Source organism: Variovorax sp. CF313 (assembly GCF_000282635.1).
Taxonomy (GTDB): Bacteria; Pseudomonadota; Gammaproteobacteria; order Burkholderiales; family Burkholderiaceae_C; genus Variovorax.
In genome coordinates this window covers 76,600-94,818 of record NZ_AKIW01000077.1, presented here as the reverse complement: position 1 = coordinate 94,818, position 18,219 = coordinate 76,600, and the positions used below count along the sequence as shown (strand labels likewise).

7 protein-coding genes are annotated in these 18,219 nt (G+C 61.7%); 4 read left to right on the top strand and 3 right to left on the bottom strand.

Features of this window, described 5'->3' with window-relative positions:
- Window positions 1-178: 178 nt before the first annotated feature.
- Both PMI12_RS19335 and PMI12_RS19330 read right to left on the bottom strand, forming a co-directional pair.
- On the bottom strand, window positions 179-2,614 hold the full coding sequence (locus tag PMI12_RS19335) for a hypothetical protein (protein WP_007835841.1): 2,436 nt from the start codon (window positions 2,612-2,614) through the stop codon (window positions 179-181).
- A complete protein-coding gene (locus tag PMI12_RS19330; protein ID WP_007835839.1) occupies window positions 2,611-4,179 on the bottom strand; it encodes a hypothetical protein in 1,569 nt (522 codons plus the stop codon). The genes PMI12_RS19335 and PMI12_RS19330 overlap by 4 nt, the downstream gene beginning before the upstream one ends.
- A gap of 340 nt (window positions 4,180-4,519) precedes the next feature.
- Between PMI12_RS19330 and PMI12_RS28870 the strand changes: the two genes are divergently transcribed.
- The gene (locus PMI12_RS28870) at window positions 4,520-5,554 is read left to right on the top strand and encodes a hypothetical protein (protein ID WP_007835837.1); all 1,035 of its coding nucleotides are present in this window, start codon (window positions 4,520-4,522) and stop codon (window positions 5,552-5,554) included.
- A gap of 324 nt (window positions 5,555-5,878) precedes the next feature.
- On the opposite strand, the gene PMI12_RS19325 is transcribed toward PMI12_RS28870, so the two are convergent.
- Entirely contained in the window at window positions 5,879-6,304 is a 426-nt protein-coding gene (locus PMI12_RS19325; protein ID WP_007835835.1) for a hypothetical protein, read from the bottom strand.
- A gap of 457 nt (window positions 6,305-6,761) precedes the next feature.
- On the opposite strand from PMI12_RS19325, the gene PMI12_RS19320 reads away from it, so the two are divergent.
- The 3 genes from PMI12_RS19320 (at window position 6,762) to PMI12_RS19315 (ending at window position 18,172) form a co-directional block, all read left to right on the top strand.
- Window positions 6,762-16,928 (top strand): hemagglutinin repeat-containing protein, encoded by a 10,167-nt coding sequence (locus PMI12_RS19320; RefSeq protein ID WP_007835833.1) that lies wholly within the window; start codon window positions 6,762-6,764, stop codon window positions 16,926-16,928.
- Window positions 16,925-17,518, top strand: coding sequence for a hypothetical protein (locus PMI12_RS28865; RefSeq protein ID WP_157632236.1), 594 nt, complete (start codon window positions 16,925-16,927; stop codon window positions 17,516-17,518). The genes PMI12_RS19320 and PMI12_RS28865 overlap by 4 nt, the downstream gene beginning before the upstream one ends.
- A 63-nt stretch (window positions 17,519-17,581) precedes the next feature.
- Window positions 17,582-18,172 carry a hypothetical protein gene (locus PMI12_RS19315; RefSeq protein WP_042673771.1) on the top strand — a complete coding sequence of 197 codons (591 nt, stop codon included), beginning with the start codon at window positions 17,582-17,584 and terminating at the stop codon, window positions 18,170-18,172.
- Window positions 18,173-18,219: the final 47 nt, after the last annotated feature.

Below are 18,219 nucleotides of genomic sequence, written 5' to 3'. Positions count from 1 at the left end.
GCGTCGGAAGCGTACGTACCGTGCAGCCGACGATTGATCCGGGCATTTTGACCGACGTGATGGGCGAAGCCTCCATTACTCGTTTCGGCGCCGGCGAAGTTCGCTGGAGGTGCAGCAAGGGTGCCTCCGTGCGGAACATCGATCGGTTGTCGGCCGAGTACCCGGATACCGACCTCCTTCAACTCTCCTCTTCAACTTCCTCGTCGACACGTTCGTTGAATTCCGTGAGACGCGCCTGCCGCGCGGCGCGGAGTTGCGGTACAGCGGCCGCAAACTGCGAATGGAAGGCCTTGACCCGCTCCGGGTCAAGCCCGAGCCCCGCGGCGTATCGCGTGGACATCGCGTTCATGACGGTCGTGATCACCGGGCATTGCAGATAGTCCGAGTCAAGCCCGGCGACGGCGTACATCTCGCTGGCGAACCGCTCCGCGTGTGTCGCGAGCTCTGTTGGCGCTCCTGCTGACTTGGCATGCGCGAGGGCCGCGGCAGTCCAGAAGGAGGTCGCGAGCCCCTCGAGCACATCGGTGGGAACCCCGCCATTGTCCTCGGGCTGGAAGACGACGCGATTGATCAGAGGCAGCCCAGCGTGGCCGAAAAGCCTGAAGAGGACCTGCGCCGCCAGGCGCGGCCATCCAGCATCACCCCGCGCGCGGAGCACGCCGTTGGCCCCCGCCGCCATCACCAAGGTCATGAGGAGACGGAAACGCAGAAGGTCGCGCGTCGTCAGCTCGCGTTCCTCCGCGGCTTCGCCGATGCTCTCGTTGAAACGCAGGACGGAGCGGGCGATGTCCGCCGCGGTGTCTGCACGCCGGGCACCTGAGTCGTTTCCTGCCTCGACACCGTTTGCGATGGTACCGCCCAATGCCGACACATCCGTCCCGAACTCGCCGCCGGCTTCCAGAAGCGCTTCTCCGTCGCCGGTTTCGTCGCCCATGTCCAGATGCAGTGCCTCGGGCTCTTCGTCCGCGGCTTCCAGGCGCTCCTCGCTGATGCCGATCACGGTGTTCAGGAGGGCACGCACGCTGTTCGCATGGCTCATAGCCAAGGAGCTAGCGCTATGTAAATCGGCCGGCATCTCCGGCGAGCGCGCGGCGATGAACTCCTCGAAGCTCAGCTCGCGACCGGATTGCGTTTGGGCCTCCGCCGTGTTCCTGCGTCGGCCGCCTCCGCGCCGCCGGGGTGGGGCCAAAGCAAGCCGCCGTTCTTCGGCATCGATCATCTCCAACGCGTCCAGCAGCCAGACGCCCTCCGCAGCATCGGTGTCGAGTGCATCCAGTGCCTCTTGGATCTTCTTCGTCTTGCCTACCTTCAGCTGCTCGAGAATGCTCTCCTGCACATGCACGATGGCGATGCTCGACACCCGCTCGCCCACGCGCACCCGTGCGAACGCAGGCGATTGTGTCGCCTCGATCTGGAAGGCGCGACCTGCGGCCGACGCGACGGGCGTAAGCGTCGTGTTCAGGTTTTCGCTCCGCGCGTCCAGCAGTTCGACGACGGCATCCGGCCGGTCAAAGGACGGCACCGGGATCCACGTGAGTTCCTTGCGCTGGAGGCGGAAGTGGCCGGGTTGCTTCTGAGCAAGTTCCTCCAGCGGGATCGCGGGCGTGGGCCGATACGGCGCAATGCGAGAGACCGGAGTAGGCTTGGCGTCCAATGCCTTGTCCAGCGCCAACGTCTCAAGCGCCGCGCCGGGAGGCATCTTGCGATACAGGCACGCTTCTTCATTCTTCCCAGCGAGGCGCTGGTCGCCGAGTGCGGCGAACGTGCAGTTCGCGCTGCCGTAAAGGACGTGGTCGGCCGCATTGGTCTGCGCGATGATGACCTTCGCATGAGCAAAGCGCTGCTGCTTTCCCATCGCCGGTTGCAGGTCGAAGACCTGCGCCTTCAAGTCGGCGACGCGCGGAAAGAGTCCTGCTTTCGTCTGCAGAATTAGCGCTGTCGTCCGCGGCGAGAGCAGCCCCTGCAATGCCTGCACGGCCCGCAGCTTTTCATCCCAGTAAGGACTGACCACGACGAGGCGTGCCACTTTCTCTCGTCCGACCAGAGCGGCGAAGCGGCGGGCGAGGCCCTGCGCATCGCCGGAAGCGAGCAGGCGGACATCGCCGAAGTCGGGCAACGCCCGGCGCAACCAAGGCGTGCGCGCGCGCGCCCAATCTAACTGCTGGAGGGCGGCGGTCTCCTCCGGGCCAATGAAACGCCGGATATAGGCGAACGCCTGCTGCAGCACGGGGACGGGCTCGTCCTCGCCCAATCCCATGCGCATCTGCCCCACCACCTCCAGATTGCCTGCCAGCCCGGCGGCGGTGAGATTCGCGGAGGCGACGAGCAGCCGCCCGCAGTCGTGGCCAAGTTGCAGCACCAGCTTGGGATGGAACAGTTCCGCAGTGTTCGCCCCCGCAAGCGAGTAGCGCCTGCCCGCGTACAGCGGTGGGCGACTCCCGTCCTCCAGTGCCTGGGTCACCATACGGCGATCGGCCACGACGATGTTATTCATGCAGTCGGCCTCGCGCAGACGCGTCAGTACGATCTGCTCGTACGCCGCGAAGTCGATGCAGAAGGAGGTGATGACCGTGGTGTGGTAACCGGTCTCCGAGAAGGCTTGGAACAACTTCATGCAGCCTCCAGCACCTGGCGTCCGCGCGCCGTCAATCCGTCCGTACCCAGAAGGTGGATGTCGGTGAGGAAGGAGATGGCCGAACGCAGCCGCGGGTTAGTGAACACCGGTCCCGCCTTCTTGCGCGGACGCACGAGCCCATCTTCGACCTCGAACAGAAACGTGTAGTCGCCTCCCCTCAGTTTTTGGAACGCGACGAGCTGATGGCGGTCCAAGATGCGCTGCTTGATGAGGGCGGTGATTGTTGCCTTCAGCGGCGCGTCACGCCGTCGCGCGAGGAAGCGCAGCTCGGTAAGAACCGTCTGCGATGTGTCGTGCGCGATGCCGTGCAGGACCTGCTGCACTGCGCCGAGCTCCGGTTCGAAGCGCCGGGCGAGCGTCGCGAGCAACCGTATCGCAGCGAAAGCTGTCTCGGCCGACAGCGCGTCTTCGATCCGGAACGAAAGGAGATCGTCGGCCAGGTACCACTCGTTGTTCTCGTCTTCGCCCCAGGCGTTTTCGGGAACCACCAGCGAGTCTTCGAGTTCGCCCCAGCTGGCTGGCGCGTCTCCGGCACCGTCGATGAGCCTGCCGGCGACTTCCTCGAGGAGCGCTCCAATGCGCACGCCGTTCGGGTGGCGCTCCAGCGCCTCCAGCGTGAAGCGTAGGAGTGCTTCGTGGCACACGTGCATCAAGTCGTTGGCATGGTAGACCCTCCACTGATAGCGGCAGGCGGCATCCGCACCCCGCAGCGGTACCAGTGGATTTCCTTCGTCATCGAAGCCGGAATAGGCCATCCACCTCACCTCCAGCGCATCCGGCGTGCGTCCGAGCGCGTCCGCCGTGTGCAGGACCAGGCGCAGAGAGTGCCTGCGTTTCGCGGCGAGCGTATCGGGGCCGGCCTGAGGCGCGAGGAGCAGCTCTTCGTAGGTTTCGCGTTCGTCGCTATCGAGTTCGATGCCCGACGGGGCGAACGCTCCGAGCTGCTGAAGTTCCTCCAGCGTCACGGAGCCGCGTCTCACCCCTTCGAGGAACACATCGGCCGCCGAGCCTACGGACGCGGCGAAATCCGAGGCGAGCTTTGTCCCGCGCACGCTCGTGACCGGTAGGTCATGCTTCTGCGCCTCCTGGAGCAGGCCCAGGACGGCCATTTGGGACGAATATGCGGCCCCGAAGGTTCCGAACTTCTGAGCGAGGTACTGGTCCGGTGCCTGCCGATCGGTGTTGACCGAGAACCGGACACGGTTTCCCTTGAGGCCCTTGAGCGTGTTGCCGGCCCAACGGCTTCCACCGACGCCTGCCGCCTGCGCGTGCTGCTGCGCGACGAGCGCGTACAGGGCCTCGCAGCGACGAAGGAACACGCACCAATGGTCCGCCTCGGGGGAGTGGTGCAGGCGAGCGTACTCCCTGCTGATCCAGCTGTGGAACGCGTAGTAGCGCACCCGTAGGGTCACGTTGCTGATGCCCGGGAGCATTGCCTGGTAGAGCGCGATGCTCGTGTTCTGCATGCCCAGCGGATCGAGCCCCTGGCGCTCCTGCAGTTCGCTCCACTCGGGATCGCCCTCCGGCGGGATCTCTTCGGCCATAACTTCTTCCATGACGAGTTGGCAGCGGCGCAGCGTAGCGAATCAGGCCGCGCGGCGCCATACCCAGAAGGAGTTTCGAGCGAAAAAGACTTCTTCGCTGATTTTGGCTAAGAGGAGCGCAGGTGCTATCGAACCCTGATCTTCGGTTCCGCCTCGCATGGCCGGATGCAGTTATCACCAATTTTGGGGATGTGACCACGCCCGCATGGACCTATAAGGAGCCAGTTGAGTTGGGAGGGTGCTGCATGGCCTCTATGCCGCTGGGTCTACCTCAACAATGCGTGCTCAGACAGGACTCTGCCTCGGGCGTGAACAGCATAAAACTGACCGAGGACATACGATGAAGAAGCTCATTTTCGCGCTGATTTCGCTTGCCGTCGCAAGCTCGGCATACGCGCAAAAAGATCGTTGTGCAGACGTGCTATCCCAAGGTCCCTTCGCAACAACGTTGTACCAAAGCAATACGACTTATCGACGGATGCTGGACTATTACCTATCGACCTTGACCTATGACCAGGCCAAGACCGACAGGAAGTTCACTGGAAACATTCCCATTGGTGAAGTGGTACTCGGAGTGGGATTCACCGAGAACCGACTGGAAACCCACAAGGCAACAACAAATCTCACCTTTACCGAGCGTGTCGATTATTCGAATGCCACGTCGGTCAGCGTCCAAACTGGTGACCCGTATGTCCTGAACGCCTGGACTAGCTGCATGAGAGGAAGAGGAGGCTTTGCTGCAACGTTCGAGGCCGTCAACGCTACAACGGCCACCCTCGTTTTGGAATGGTTTCCCATCGCCGGGGTCCCAAGTGTGCAGGTGAGCCCCTCGTTTACATTGCCTCCCGGCCTGCAACTGACTTCAGGGATGGAGTACCTGAAAGGAGGCAAGGAAATCGTGGGAGGTACGCCAGCGAGAATTCAGTTCAAGTTGGACACCGCTACTACGCCAGTAGCGCTCGCACTCAACCTACAGCACAACGCTGGATCCGATGCAGCGTACCTGCCGCCGAGACTTCGCCTGGACGTCGAAAAGCGGCCGTTCCCTTTCGCGAGTTCAAGCTGCAACACGAACGCACAAATCATTCAGGACGCACTCGCGCACACCGGCACCAATTCGCCTGTATACACCTACTGCAGCGACCTTCCAAACGGCTGGGTGTTCTCGCAGGATGCTGCAGACTGGAGCGTCACGCCTTCCGTGCATATCGGTAGCCCGCTCCATCGGGCGGTGTTCCACAAGGCAAGTTTCGTAAGCCAGGATCGTTTTCAAGCACAACTCGGATGCAGTTCAAGCTCGGGAACAGATCTCCGTTGCTTCGGCCAGGTTGCCCTCACAGAAGTCCGCAGAAAGTGGGTGCCGATCAGGGATTGAAGTCCCCTCTACGTGTCATTGCGTTTCTTGGGCCTGGACTGGTCGCAATCAGTCCTATTTGGCGTTTCCGTTGGCACACGTCGAACTGCTTGCATCTTTTCGGTGGAAACCTGCCTTGTACATATCCGCTTTCAACGATATGTGGCAGGACGTTCGCGCTGGCAGGTGCGCTTCCAAGGAGGCGACGTGAAACAAATCCGCTTTTGTTGGACAGCCCAAGTCAGCCCCTCAAGTACGAGATCGAAACGACGGCGAAATGGACGCCTGCGGCCCAGCAACTCATTGGCTCGAGGAGCGGGGGATCCGACGGCAATACAACCTCAGTCATCGAAGCTGCAGTCCTTTCCGATAGTGAGTGGGCGAAAGGCGCTTGATGACGTCAAACTCATTCCGATAGTCAGCAACGTCCCAAAGCCACGCCTCCTCGATCTTGTACTTCGAGTCATAGAGAATCCACACTAGGCAGTCCCAGTCATAGTTCATGGCTTTCGGCACCCACGTCACCAAGCTTCCAGGCTTGCCGCTGGGACGGTTTCCTTTGACCTGGTACCGCTTGCCCTGATACTTGAAGTCGTAGCCCTTCTGAACCGCCGTTGCGCCACGCATGCATTCCTCGTACTCCTCAGGGGTGAGGCCAAGCAAAGTTGCGGCGTCAAACTCCGAGAGCGTTGAGGTAATCGCAGGAGCGTTCCCAAATGCGCACTCCCATTCCAGAGCCACGGCAATCAGTCGGTCTCGGAGATCGTGCATGGTGACTATCGGCTCCTTCCATTGTTGAATAGGGCGCACAGTGAGGAATGCACCGCTTCAAGGCGAGCTTCCCCGTTAAAGCAGCTCCTGTCCATGGGTGCTTTGTCCTGTTCTTGTCCGAATGGCATGTGACGCAAGCTATGCGCCCAACCGGCGGAGCCAAGGTAAGCGGCCAGCCGTCCAATAGCTGTCCGACAGGCCGCGAATCACGCCCCCTGACTACTTTGTGCGGTCGGCTTATTGATCGGCGCCCTGCGGGACTTGGCCAAGAAAAATGAACACCTAAGAATTAATTAAAAGAATTCTTGAGATTTGCCGATGTTCCATTCGTGAACTTATGCGCACGCTGACATGGGACGGCCTTTCGTTTAGGCCTTTCACCCCCTGATAATTGAAATTGACGCTTTTTGATACAAAAGCGCCATAAGCACTCAAAAATTCTCAGGGAGTCCAGGGCATGAATCGCCAGCTTCACCGTGTCGTCTTCAATGCAGCCAGAGGCATGCGGATGGTGGTTCACGAAACTGCCAGGAGCTCAGGCAAAGCGTCGAACAGGGCCACGACGGGAGCGGGTAGCGCACTGGCGGCAAGTGCCGCCGCCCTCGCCCCTGTGTTGGTTGCTGCAGCGCTGGCGAGCGGCATGCTGGCAACGACATCCGCGCATGCCCAGATCGTTGGCGCGCCCAATGTCCCAGGCAACCTGCGACCGACGGTGCTGGTCGCACCCAACGGCGTCCCGCTCATTAATGTGCAAACTCCGAGCGCGGCGGGCGTCTCGCGCAATGTCTACAACGCCTTCAACGTCGGGGCCAACGGTGCGATCCTGAACAACAGCAGAACTGCTGTGCAGACGCAACTCGGCGGCTTCGTGCAGGGCAATCCCAACCTGGCTACGGGCCCGGCACGTATCATCCTCAACGAAGTCAACGGCGGAACGCCCAGCCAGCTCCGCGGCTACATCGAAGTGGGCGGTCAGCGTGCCGAAGTGGTGATCGCCAACCCAGCCGGGATCAGCGTGGACGGGGGCGGCTTCATCAATGCTTCGCGCGCCACCCTCACCACTGGCACACCGCAATTCAATGCCATCGGCGGCCTCGACAGCTTCCTTGTTCGTGGCGGCACCGTCACCATTGACGGCGCGGGCCTCGATGCCAGCAAGACTGACTACGCTGCGATCCTCGCGCGGGCCGTGCAGGCCAACGCGAGCATCTGGGCGAGCGAGCTCAAGGTGGTGACCGGTGCAAATCAGATCAGCGCTGACCACTCGCAAATCACGCCGACGACGGGCACAGGCTCCGTTCCCACCTTTGCTCTGGACGTGGCCGCACTTGGCGGCATGTACGCCAACAAGATCATTTTGATCGGAAGCGAAGCCGGCCTGGGCGTGCGCAACGCGGGCAGCATTGGCGCCGGTGCTGGCGGTCTTGTCGTCACGGCGGCAGGCCGTCTCGAGAACACCGGCACATTGGAAGGCCAACGCGTCGAACTGACCACGCCCGGCGATATCTCCAACCGTGGCGGCACGATCCGCCAGACCAGTTCGGCAGGTTTGACCATTGCTTCGCCGGTGCTGAGCAACATCAATGGCGGCGTCATCGGTGCCGAACCCGTGAGCGCCGGCTCTGGCAGTACCGGTACGAGCAGCGGTAGTTCGACCGGTGGCGGAACCACGAGTCCGACCAGCGGCGGCACGACGACGCCTTCGACCACGGGTGGCAGCGACACGGTGTCGGGTGGTGCGTCCACGCCTGCCACCTACACCCCACCCGCACCGGGCGCCATCACCGCAGGCGGCACCCTCTCCAACGACGGTGGCCGCATCTACGCGGGCGGCCCCATCACGCTGAACACGCCGCAGATCAACAACGCGGGCGGTTCGCTGTCAGTGGCCAGCATGGCCGTCACCGGCCCGAACTTCAGCAACGCGGGCGGCACCCTCAACGTCAGCAACAGCTTCAGCGCCAACGTGGGCCAGCTGGACAACAGCGGCGGCACCTTGCACGCGGGCAGCCTGCAGATCAGCACCACCGGCGATCTGATCAACGTCGACGGCAAGCTCACCAGCGACAGCGATGCCAACTTGAGCGTGGGCGGCAAGCTCGACAACATGCGCGGCACCGTCTCGGCCACGGGGGCACTGACCGCGGGCGTCGCGGGGGCGCTCAACAACACCTCGGGCGCCCTGGTCGCCAACAACAGTGCTGCACTCACCGCGGCATCCCTGGACAACACCCAGGGCAGCATCCAGTCGGCCAACGCGAACACGCAACTCGCCATTGCGAACCAACTGACCAACAACGGCGGAACCATCGGCGCCAGCGCGGATGTCTCGGTGCAGGCCGGCTCGCTGAGCAACAGCGGTTCCATCCGAGGCACCCACGACACGACGCTCACCGTCTCTGGCGCCTTGACCAACGACGGCAGCATCACAGCTGGGCGCAACACCACGGTCACGGCAGGCAGCGTGGCATCGGGCACGGCTGGCGTGCTCGGCGCCGGCGTGGGCAACGACGGCAAGCTCGGTGCAGCCGGCGATCTGCACGTGACTGCTTCCGGTGCGCTGGTCGCCAATGGCACCAACCTCGCCGCAGGCAACGCCACGCTGCAAGGCGCGAGCGTCGACCTGTCATCGAGCCAGACCAGTGCAGTCAACATCGCGATCACAGCCACGCAAGGCAACGTGACCACCAGCGGGGCCACCCTCACCACGCCGGGCACGCTCGCCATCACGGCCGACAGCCAATCCACGCAGACGCTAGTCAACAACGCCGGCAAGCTAAACGCCGGCCAACTCGATCTGCACGCCTCGAACATCGCCAACACGAACAACGGCGAGATCGTGCAGACGGGCACCGGTGCGACCACCATCGCCGCCTCCGGGACCATCGACAACAGCAGTGGCCGCATCGCCAGCAACGGGCAGGACCTGAGCCTGCAGGCCGCGAGCATCGCCAACACGGCGGGCAAGATCGAGCATGCGGGTGCGGGCACCCTGACCCTCTCGGGCGGCAGCTACAGCGGTGCCAACGGCCAGATCACGGGCAACGGGGCCTTGGCCGTCGCCATGTCCAGCAGCTTCGCCCAAGACGGCGGCACGACCACCGCGAAGCAGATCTCCATCGACGCAGGTGCCTTGAGCAACCGCGGCGGCCAGATCATCCAAACCGGCCCCAATGCCACGCGCATCACGGTCGTGGGGGCCGTCGACAACACCGCCGGCACCATCGCCAGCAATGGCAACACGACCATCGCGGCCGGCAGCCTGACCAACCAGGGCGGGACTGTGCGCGCCGCCGAGGCGTCCAGCCTCGGGCTGAGCGTCGGCGGGGCACTCGACAACAGCGACAAGGGCGTGATCGGTGCCGGTGGCAGTACCACCGTCACAGCGGGCAGCCTGAACAACAACGCCGGCAGCCTGACCGCCGTCGGGGATCTGGGCGCCACGGTGAGCGGAGCCGCCACGAACGTCGGCGGTACGCTGGCGGCCAACGGCAACACCACCCTGGTTTCCGGCACGCTGGACAACAGCAGCGGAACGGCTGCCGCGGTGAACGGCAACCTCAGCGTCACGACCTCGGGCACGACGACCAACAGCCAAGGGACGATGCAGGCCGGCGGCAACACCGCGCTGGTGAACGGCGGGCTGGTGAATGTCGCGGGCAAGGTCACGGGCAATGCCCTGTCGGTGAACACGAACGGCAACACGCTGAACAATGCCCAGGGCACGCTGGCCGCGACCACCACCGTGGCAATGAACTCGGGCGCACTTGCCAATGACGCCGGCCTGATCCAGTCCGGCGGTGCGATGACCATCAACACGAATGGGCAAAGCCTGAGCAACACCAACGCGGCCGGCTACAGCAACCAGCAGGGCGGCATCACCAGCGCCGACACGCTGGATCTGAAGACGGGCGCTGTCAACAACGCGGGCGGCTTCATCGGCGCCAAGAACGCGCTGACGGCCAACACCCAGGCGTTCTCCAACACGAGCGGCGGCGTGGTGCTTGGCCAGTCGAGCGTCGCCATCAACACGAGCGGCGCGGCCTACGACAACAGCGGCGGGCAGACGCTCGCCACAGGTGACCTGGGCATCGTCAATGCCTCGAGCATCACCAACACCGGCGGCCTGATCCGCTCCGCGGCCACCACCACGCTCAACGCCGGCAGCGTCGGCAACATCAGCACCCAGGGCACCAACCAGGGCATCGAGGGCAAGAACGTCGTCATCGGCACTGGTAATCTCGACAACACCTCCGGTGCCATCCGTGCCGATGTCGATGCGACCATCACCAGCGGCGGCACCGTCAACAACACCTCGGGGCTGATCTCGGCGGCGAATGCGCTGACCATTCAAGATCCGAACACAAGCAACCCCGCCGCCAAGACGCTCAGCCTGATCAACACCAACGGCACGCTGGTGGCGGACAAGAGCCTGAGGATCGACGCCGCCACCTTCAGCGGCGACGGCAAGGCTGTTTCGGGCAAGGACCTGAGCATTGCGCTCACGCAGGACATCGTCAACAACGGCGAAGTCGCCGCCAACGGCAACCTGAGCTACACCACCACGGGCAACTTCACGAACAACGGCAAGCTGCTGGCAGGGCAGACGCTCACCGTGGGCGGCAACAACGTCGACAACACCGCCAGCGCAGAGATGTCGGGGACGAACACCACCGTCAACGCCAGCGGTACGCTGACCAACCGCGGCCTGATCGACAGCAAGGGAAATACGCAGATCAATGCGGGCACGCTGAACAACGTCGGCACAGGGCGCATCTATGGCAACGCGATCTCCATCGCGGCTGGCACGCTCAACAACGATGCCGAGACCGTCAACGGCGTGACCAAGGCGGGGACGATTGCGGCGCGCGAAACCCTGAACATCGGTGCAGGCACGATCAACAACCGGGAGCATGCGCTGATCTTCAGCGGCGGCCTCGGCGCGGGTTCGATGAACATCGGTGGTGCACTCGACGCCAATCGCAAGGCCACCGGTCAAGGCAGTGTGCTCAACAACCTGAGTGCGGACATAGAGTCCTTGGGCGACATGTCGATCTTGATGGCGCAGGTCAACAACCGCGACGTGCACATCCAGAAGGGCACCCCCACCGTGACCTCCAGTCTGGTCATCGGCATCGCGCCGAAAACGCCCGTAGGCAGCGGCGTAGGGCGGACCACGACTTACTCCTTGAATGAGGTCACACTCGACTACGCCAACGGACTCGTCTATCGCAAGGACACGGGAGAGCTTGTCGGCATCGGTGGCTTCGGCGTCTGGAACAACCAGATCACCACCACCACGGATACCGCGATCAACGCCGACCCCGCCCATCTCGTCGCGGGCGGCAACATGAATGTGAACGGACGCCTGTACAACCAGGACAGCCAAGTGCTGGCCGGTGGGACGATCACCACCAACGACTATGTGCCCGACCAGATGACCGGCCAGGTTGCGGTCAGTGGTTCGGCGACGGTGTACGACAACCTCGGGCAGTTGCAGATGGCGAACATCCCGATCATCTTGGCGCCCAAGACGATCGACCTCGGAGCCTATAAGTACCAGCCCAACTTCAATGCCGCTAGCGGCTATGACGCGGGAACCGCCCCGGTCGGTGGCGCGACGGGCAGTGCGGGCGGCGCTGGTGGTGTGAATGGCGGCAATCGTCCTGGCACCATCGTCGAGGTGCCGGCGAATGTGGGCGGGTCCGTGAAGACTTCGGGCAGCACGGCGGGCGAGGCCGGCGGCGCTAGCGGTGCCGGCGGTGCAGGCGCCAGTCAGACTGTGCCGATGGTCGTGCGCACCAGCGTGCCGAACATCGGTCTTCCGACGGCCAGCCTGTTCAACATCCACACCGGTCCAGGTGGCTACCTGGTCGAAACCGATCCGCGTTTTGCGAACTATCGCAACTGGCTCAGCAGCGACTACCTGCTGAGCAACCTCGGGTACGATCCGAGCAACACCCTCAAGCGCTTGGGCGACGGCTTCTACGAACAGAAGCTCATTCGCGAGCAAGTGGCTCAGCTCACGGGCTACCGCTATCTGGACGGATTCAGTAACGATGACGACCAGTACGCCGCTCTGATGGATGCGGGTGTTACCTTCGCCAAGCAATACGGCCTACGTCCGGGCGTAGCCTTGAGTGCAGCTCAGATGGCGCAGTTGACCAGCGACATCGTTTGGCTTGTGGAGCAGACGGTGAAGCTACCCGATGGAACGGCTCAACGGGTGCTTGTTCCACAGGTCTACGTGCGTGTGCGGCCGGGCGATATCGACGGCTCCGGGGCACTGCTGAGTGCCGATGCGACGGTGATCAAGAGTTCGGGCGATCTCGTCAATACCGGCACCATCGCCGGGCGGAGTCTGGTCAAGATCGACGCGGATAACGTCAGCAACCTCGGCGGCCGAATTGTTGGCGGCAGCATTGGCGTCAACGCCCGAAACGATCTGAACAACATCGGCGGAAGCATCGCAGCCCGGGACTCGGCGGTTCTGACGGCCGGGCGCGACCTCAATATCCGGACGACGTCACAGACCGCCGGCACGAGCACCGGCATTGATCGCGTGGCCGGTGTCTATGTGACGAATCCCGGAGGCGTGTTGATCGCCTCGGCGGGACGGGATGCCAATCTCATCGGAGCCGCGTTAGTCAGCGCGGGGGCTGCGTCGGTGGGGGCGGGGCGCAACATCAACATGGGCACGGTGTCTGAGGGATACACCATCTCGTTCGCAAACAAGAACGGTGCAGGTATTTCATCGGAGAGCCGAGAGGTGGGATCGGTCATCCAAGGGCAGGACAACGTGCGGTTGGCGGCTGGCAATGACTTGAATATCCGCGCGGGTGCCGTCGCCAGCGTGGATGGCGCGTTGGTCGCCACAGCCAAGAACGACATCAACGTCACGGCCGGGCAGTCCACGACCAGCGTGACCGCGGCCACGCAACGATCGTCCAAGTCTCTGTTTAAGAAGAGCAGTTCCAGTACCTTCGACAGCACCACCACCACGGACGTTCTCTCCAGTAGTCTGAGTGGCAAGAGCGTGGCATTGGTGGCGGGCAACGACATCAACCTTCAAGCCGCACAGCTTCATTCCGACGAGGCCATGAGCCTCTCGGCGGGGCGGGACATCAACCTTACGACCGCCAACCGCACGAGTCAGGAACTCCATGCCGCGCAAAGCAAGAGCAGCGGCACGGTCTTCGGTCAACTCGCCGCTGGCGCCACGTTCGCCGGCGATGCGACTGCAGTTGCCATCGCCGGCAACAAGAAATCCTCCAACCATGCCGAAGCCAGCATCGAGACCCGAGCCATCGGCACTAGCATTTCCGCCGGCAACCTGCAGACCCTGAGCGGCCGAGACACGACCCTGCAGGGGGCCACCGTGGTTGCCGACAACGACATCACCATGATGGCCGGGCGCAACCTCACCATCGAGAGCGCCCAGAACACCCGCGCTGAGACCAGTTACGACGCCAATGGCAAGTCCGGCATGGTGGGCACTTGGTACAACCCGGCCATCGGCAACGTCAAGGGCTCGCAAGCGAACGCGACCGTCAGCACAACGCAGCAGGCGAGCCAGGTGGCCAGCCTGCAAGGCAACGTGACCCTGGTGGCGGCCAACGACTACCGCCAGACAGCTAGCAGCATCATGGCTGCCGGACAAGCAGGGCCGTTGGTGGGCGGCGACGTCAACATTCTTGCGAAGAATGTCGTCATCAACGAGGCCTACAACACCACGCAATCGGTCACGCTAGACAAGAGCTCCAGCACGATCGTGGGCGGTAGCGCCAGCTTCGCCGGCATCAGCACCGACACGCTCAAGGGCGCTTCCAGCACGATCAAGGCCATGGGCGACACGGGCGACGGCCGCATGCAGGCCCTGGGAGCCGTCAATCTGGCCATGAGCGGCAAACAGGCCTACGACGCTGCCCAGGCCATTGGTGGCACAGGCCAGCTCAGCTACGGCGTGAGTGTCAATGTCAGCCGCAACACCAGCCAGAGCACCAGCTTCACCAACAGCAGCGAAGCTGTGGGATCCAGCGTGGTGGGAGCGAACAACGTCAATATCGTGGCTACAGGCGGCGGCAAGGGATCGAACATCAGTGCCATCGGCTCCACCATCGCAGCGGGCAACACCGTCAATTTGGTGGCGGACAACGATGTGACGCTGCAGGCCAGTCGCAACACAAGTGTGACGGCCGGACAGAACTCCAGCCATGGCGCCAATGTGGGGGTCACCTTCGGCGCAGGCGCGCAGAACGGCTTCAGCATCCAACTCGGCGTGAACAACGGACAAGGCAAAAACGACCAGAACGATGTCAGCTACAACACGACCCAAGTGAGCGGTGGCAAGGCTGTCAACATCAGTTCGGGCGGTGATCTGAACATGCGCGGGGCCACCGTCGAGGCCAATCGCGTCACGGCGGACGTGGGCGGCAACTTGAATATCGAGAGCCTGCAGGACGTGAGCGTGGGGCAGTCGCGTCAAAGCAGTTCGGGCTTCGGTTTGAGCTTGTGTATTCCACCGATCTGCTACGGCGTGGTAGCCACGGCCAGCGCCAGTGCGGCTGGCGCCAAGGCCGACGGCATCTTCGTGAGTCCGGCTGTGCAGTCTGGTATCAAGGCCGGAGATGGTGGCTTCGACGTGAAGGTGGCGGGCAACACGGATTTGAAGGGCGCGGTGATCGAGAGCACGCAGGCAGCAATCGACGCGGGCAAGAACAGCTTCAGCACAGGCGGCACGCTGACGATGGCGGACCTGCAGAACGTCAGTCAGTCGAGCGGCAGCAGCTACGCGGTCAGCGGTAGCGTGGGCATTGGCTACACCACTGCGCCGGCCGCAGCCACAGACACGGCTCCGGCCAGAGATATGACTGCTTCGTGGGCCGGACCGAACAACAGGCCTGGTGGCAGTGCTGGCGTTGGCAGCTATTCGGGAAATAACCAGACCAGCGTCACGCGATCCGGCATCTCGGGTATTGCGGGGGATCAGAGCGTCAGGACGGGCGACACCAGCAGTGCGGGCAAGTTAATCAAGGACTGGAACACCCAGACCATCGTCAAAGACGTTCAAGCACAGGCGCAAATCACACAGCAGTTCAATCAGAACGCGGCGAGGGAGATCGGCACCTATGCAGGCAACCAGGCCGCCCAGCTTCGTACCCAAGCCAAGGTGGAGACCGACCCTGCCAAGCAGCAAGCGCTTCTAAACGAAGCCAGCCAATGGGACGAGGGTGGCTCCTATCGAGTGGCGTTACACACGGCCGCAGGCGCGCTGGGAGGCGGTATCGGCGGCGCATTGGGGGCAGGCGCCAGCGCAGCGCTGATGCCACGGATCGGGCAGGCCATCGCGGACATGGACTTGCCAGCACCGGTTGCGCAGGCATTGGGGGCCATCAGCGCGGCGGCGATCGGGGGCATGACTGGAGGAACTGCCGGTGCAGCGAGCGCCTATAGCGTCGATATCAACAATCGGCAACTGCACCCTGCGGAAACCAAGCTGATCAAAGACCATGCCAAGGAATATGCGGCCCAAAAGGGCATCAGCGTGGCCGATGCTGAGAAAGAGCTGGCAGCTCAAGCGTTCAGACAGGTTCAATTCGGTGCGTCTGGTGCCTGGGACCCGGACGCCAGCAAGTTCTTGATGACTATTGCCAAGTACTACAGCCAAGGTCAGAACCTGCCAATTGACCCGGCATTTCCGCAAGCTGGCCTTGGGTACTACTTCCAGGCACCTGCTGCACAAAAAGCCAATGCGGCGATCTATCTGAATGAGGTAATTCGCAGCCCTCAAGCTTTGCAGTTTTATCGCGACAACAACATTCAGCAGCCAACCATTGCCCAGATCGCTGCGGCTGCGAGCAAGAACCAAGGCTCTATAAATGAGATTACGCAACTAACGATTCAGGCCGCGACACTCGCGGGAGGGCTTGCCTTGGCGCCTGCCCTGAGTGGCCTTGCCGCCGAGGGTTATGCGTTCGCGCAAAACCCGGTCGCGTACTGCACACTCAATCCAACAGGCTGTATTGTGGCGGCGGACCTTGCGGCAACAACCGTCACTGGCGTGCCAACGAGTGGCGTAGCGATTCCAGGCCAAGTAGGCAAAGCCGTAGGAAAAGTGGCTGAAGCAGAGTTGAACTCTGTCAAGGCAGCCGAAAGGGTAAGCGTTGGAAGCCTGGCAGAGACGGGAGCTGTCAACTTAGCTTTGGAAAACAAAGCTAATGGGGAGTTGCTTAACACGATCAATAACTTAGGATCCAAATCCTCAGCGCGTGGATCCTCTGTGATGGTTGGTGCTTATGATTCAACAACCGGACTCACATCGGTTGGAGCTAGCGGTGCACTCAAGGCGGAAGATTTGAGTCCCGTTATGGTGAAATTTGTAGAAGACAAGTTGGGTGTCCCGATTGGGCAGGCGACCAGCTTTTGTTCGAATCTTGCGGGATTTTGTGCCGAAGTTAAAGCGGCTGATAAATTGGTTCGACAGGGTGCCGACCCCGCCAACATCAAATTTACAAATCCAGTTCGTCCGGGAATGGTCTATGGGAACACTTCAATTCCAGAAAATGCATTCGTGCCAACCTGCGCAAATTGCTCTACTACTTGGCCAAATGGGTATAAAAATTGACTAATGAAAAATTAAATCCCAATTGGGTCCCTCAAGGCGCAGACTGTTTTACATGGATTGCCATGGATTGCTCGGGGAAGTTGGCGGTGATGAGTAATAACGGCTTCGGAGATTTGCCCGAGAGCCTGCTTGCTCGAAATGATTCGGAGGAGTTGCTAAATGATTTCTCGGATTTTTTGTTTGAAGAGTCCAAAAAATACCCGAGCAACCTCCAAAAAAATGGGTTGGTGAATTTGCATTTTTATTCCTCTTGGATCTATCGCGCAAAAAATGGCAAGAATGAAGTTCTTCTTGATATTTTAAATGATTGGAGGAGCAAGGGGAATCTTGCGAACGCAAACTTGAGCATCAACAAAGGGATGTTTGTTTTTGAGGCGTTGGATCATGGAAATATACCTGGCGAATTTCCGGTTGGTTATTCTCGAAAATGCGAAAACGGTGACTATTACAAGCACTTGTCGCCAACAATTTTGGCTTGCATCGAAGATATTCCGCTTCCACTGAGAGAGATTGTTGTGAAATCGGATTCACTTGATTTTTCGCGGGTCGATTTGATTGCGAGTGGCGATATTCGGAAATTGTTTGAGTGAATGATTTCAAATTGATTTGACTGGTTCGAGTTCGGGCTGATTGTGATTTTGATGAGGGTAAATGTGACATATAGCCGTATTCTTTTTGGTGCCCTCTCTGTGGCGACTCTTTCGTCGTGCGCGTATCACGAAATCAACCCCGAGGCGGCGCTGGCTGATATTCGCGCCAACAACGGCTACAACGAGTTGTCCGATGTCGAGTCCGGCACCGCCAAGCTCATCCTGCGGGCCGCAGGCTCAGGCTATCCGGCCAACTTCTCGATTAGCACCTCTTCGCAAGCCTGCAGGGACTTCACGTCCCTGGGCAACGCGGCTTACGCCGGCCGCGGCATCGTGTACCCCTGGATTGCCAATGCAGTGCAGCGTGGCCGTCGGACGGAGCCTTACCTTGTTCATGAGGCCAAGCCGGGAGAGCCGATCCAGGTGCGCGGCTATGGCTCTTGGGCCGATGGAACGGGCTCCGGCTATCGCACCGGCCATTGCGGCCCCGTCACGGTGCAGTTCACGCCGCAGGACGCTCACGCCTACACCATCGAGTTCGTGTGGGGCAGCAATCCGGCCTGCAGCTTGAACGTCATGGATGCCACCAACCGTGATGCCCCGGTATCCGTTCCGGTGCAAATCGTCGCGGATTGCCCTGCACCCGTTCGTTGAAGGCGGTTCTGGCCGATACAGGCTTCGGCCTAGGACAAGAAAGAGAA

What these genes read in the sequence shown, in the direction of transcription:
- PMI12_RS19335 (WP_007835841.1), bottom strand. Translation starts at nt 2,614, where the DNA reads ATGAAGTTGTTCCAAGCCTTCTCGGAGACCGGTTACCACACCACGGTC.
- PMI12_RS19330 (WP_007835839.1), bottom strand. Translation starts at nt 4,179, where the DNA reads ATGGCCGAAGAGATCCCGCCGGAGGGCGATCCCGAGTGGAGCGAACTG.
- PMI12_RS28870 (WP_007835837.1), top strand. Translation starts at nt 4,520, where the DNA reads ATGAAGAAGCTCATTTTCGCGCTGATTTCGCTTGCCGTCGCAAGCTCG.
- PMI12_RS19325 (WP_007835835.1), bottom strand. Translation starts at nt 6,304, where the DNA reads ATGCACGATCTCCGAGACCGACTGATTGCCGTGGCTCTGGAATGGGAG.
- PMI12_RS19320 (WP_007835833.1), top strand. Translation starts at nt 6,762, where the DNA reads ATGAATCGCCAGCTTCACCGTGTCGTCTTCAATGCAGCCAGAGGCATG.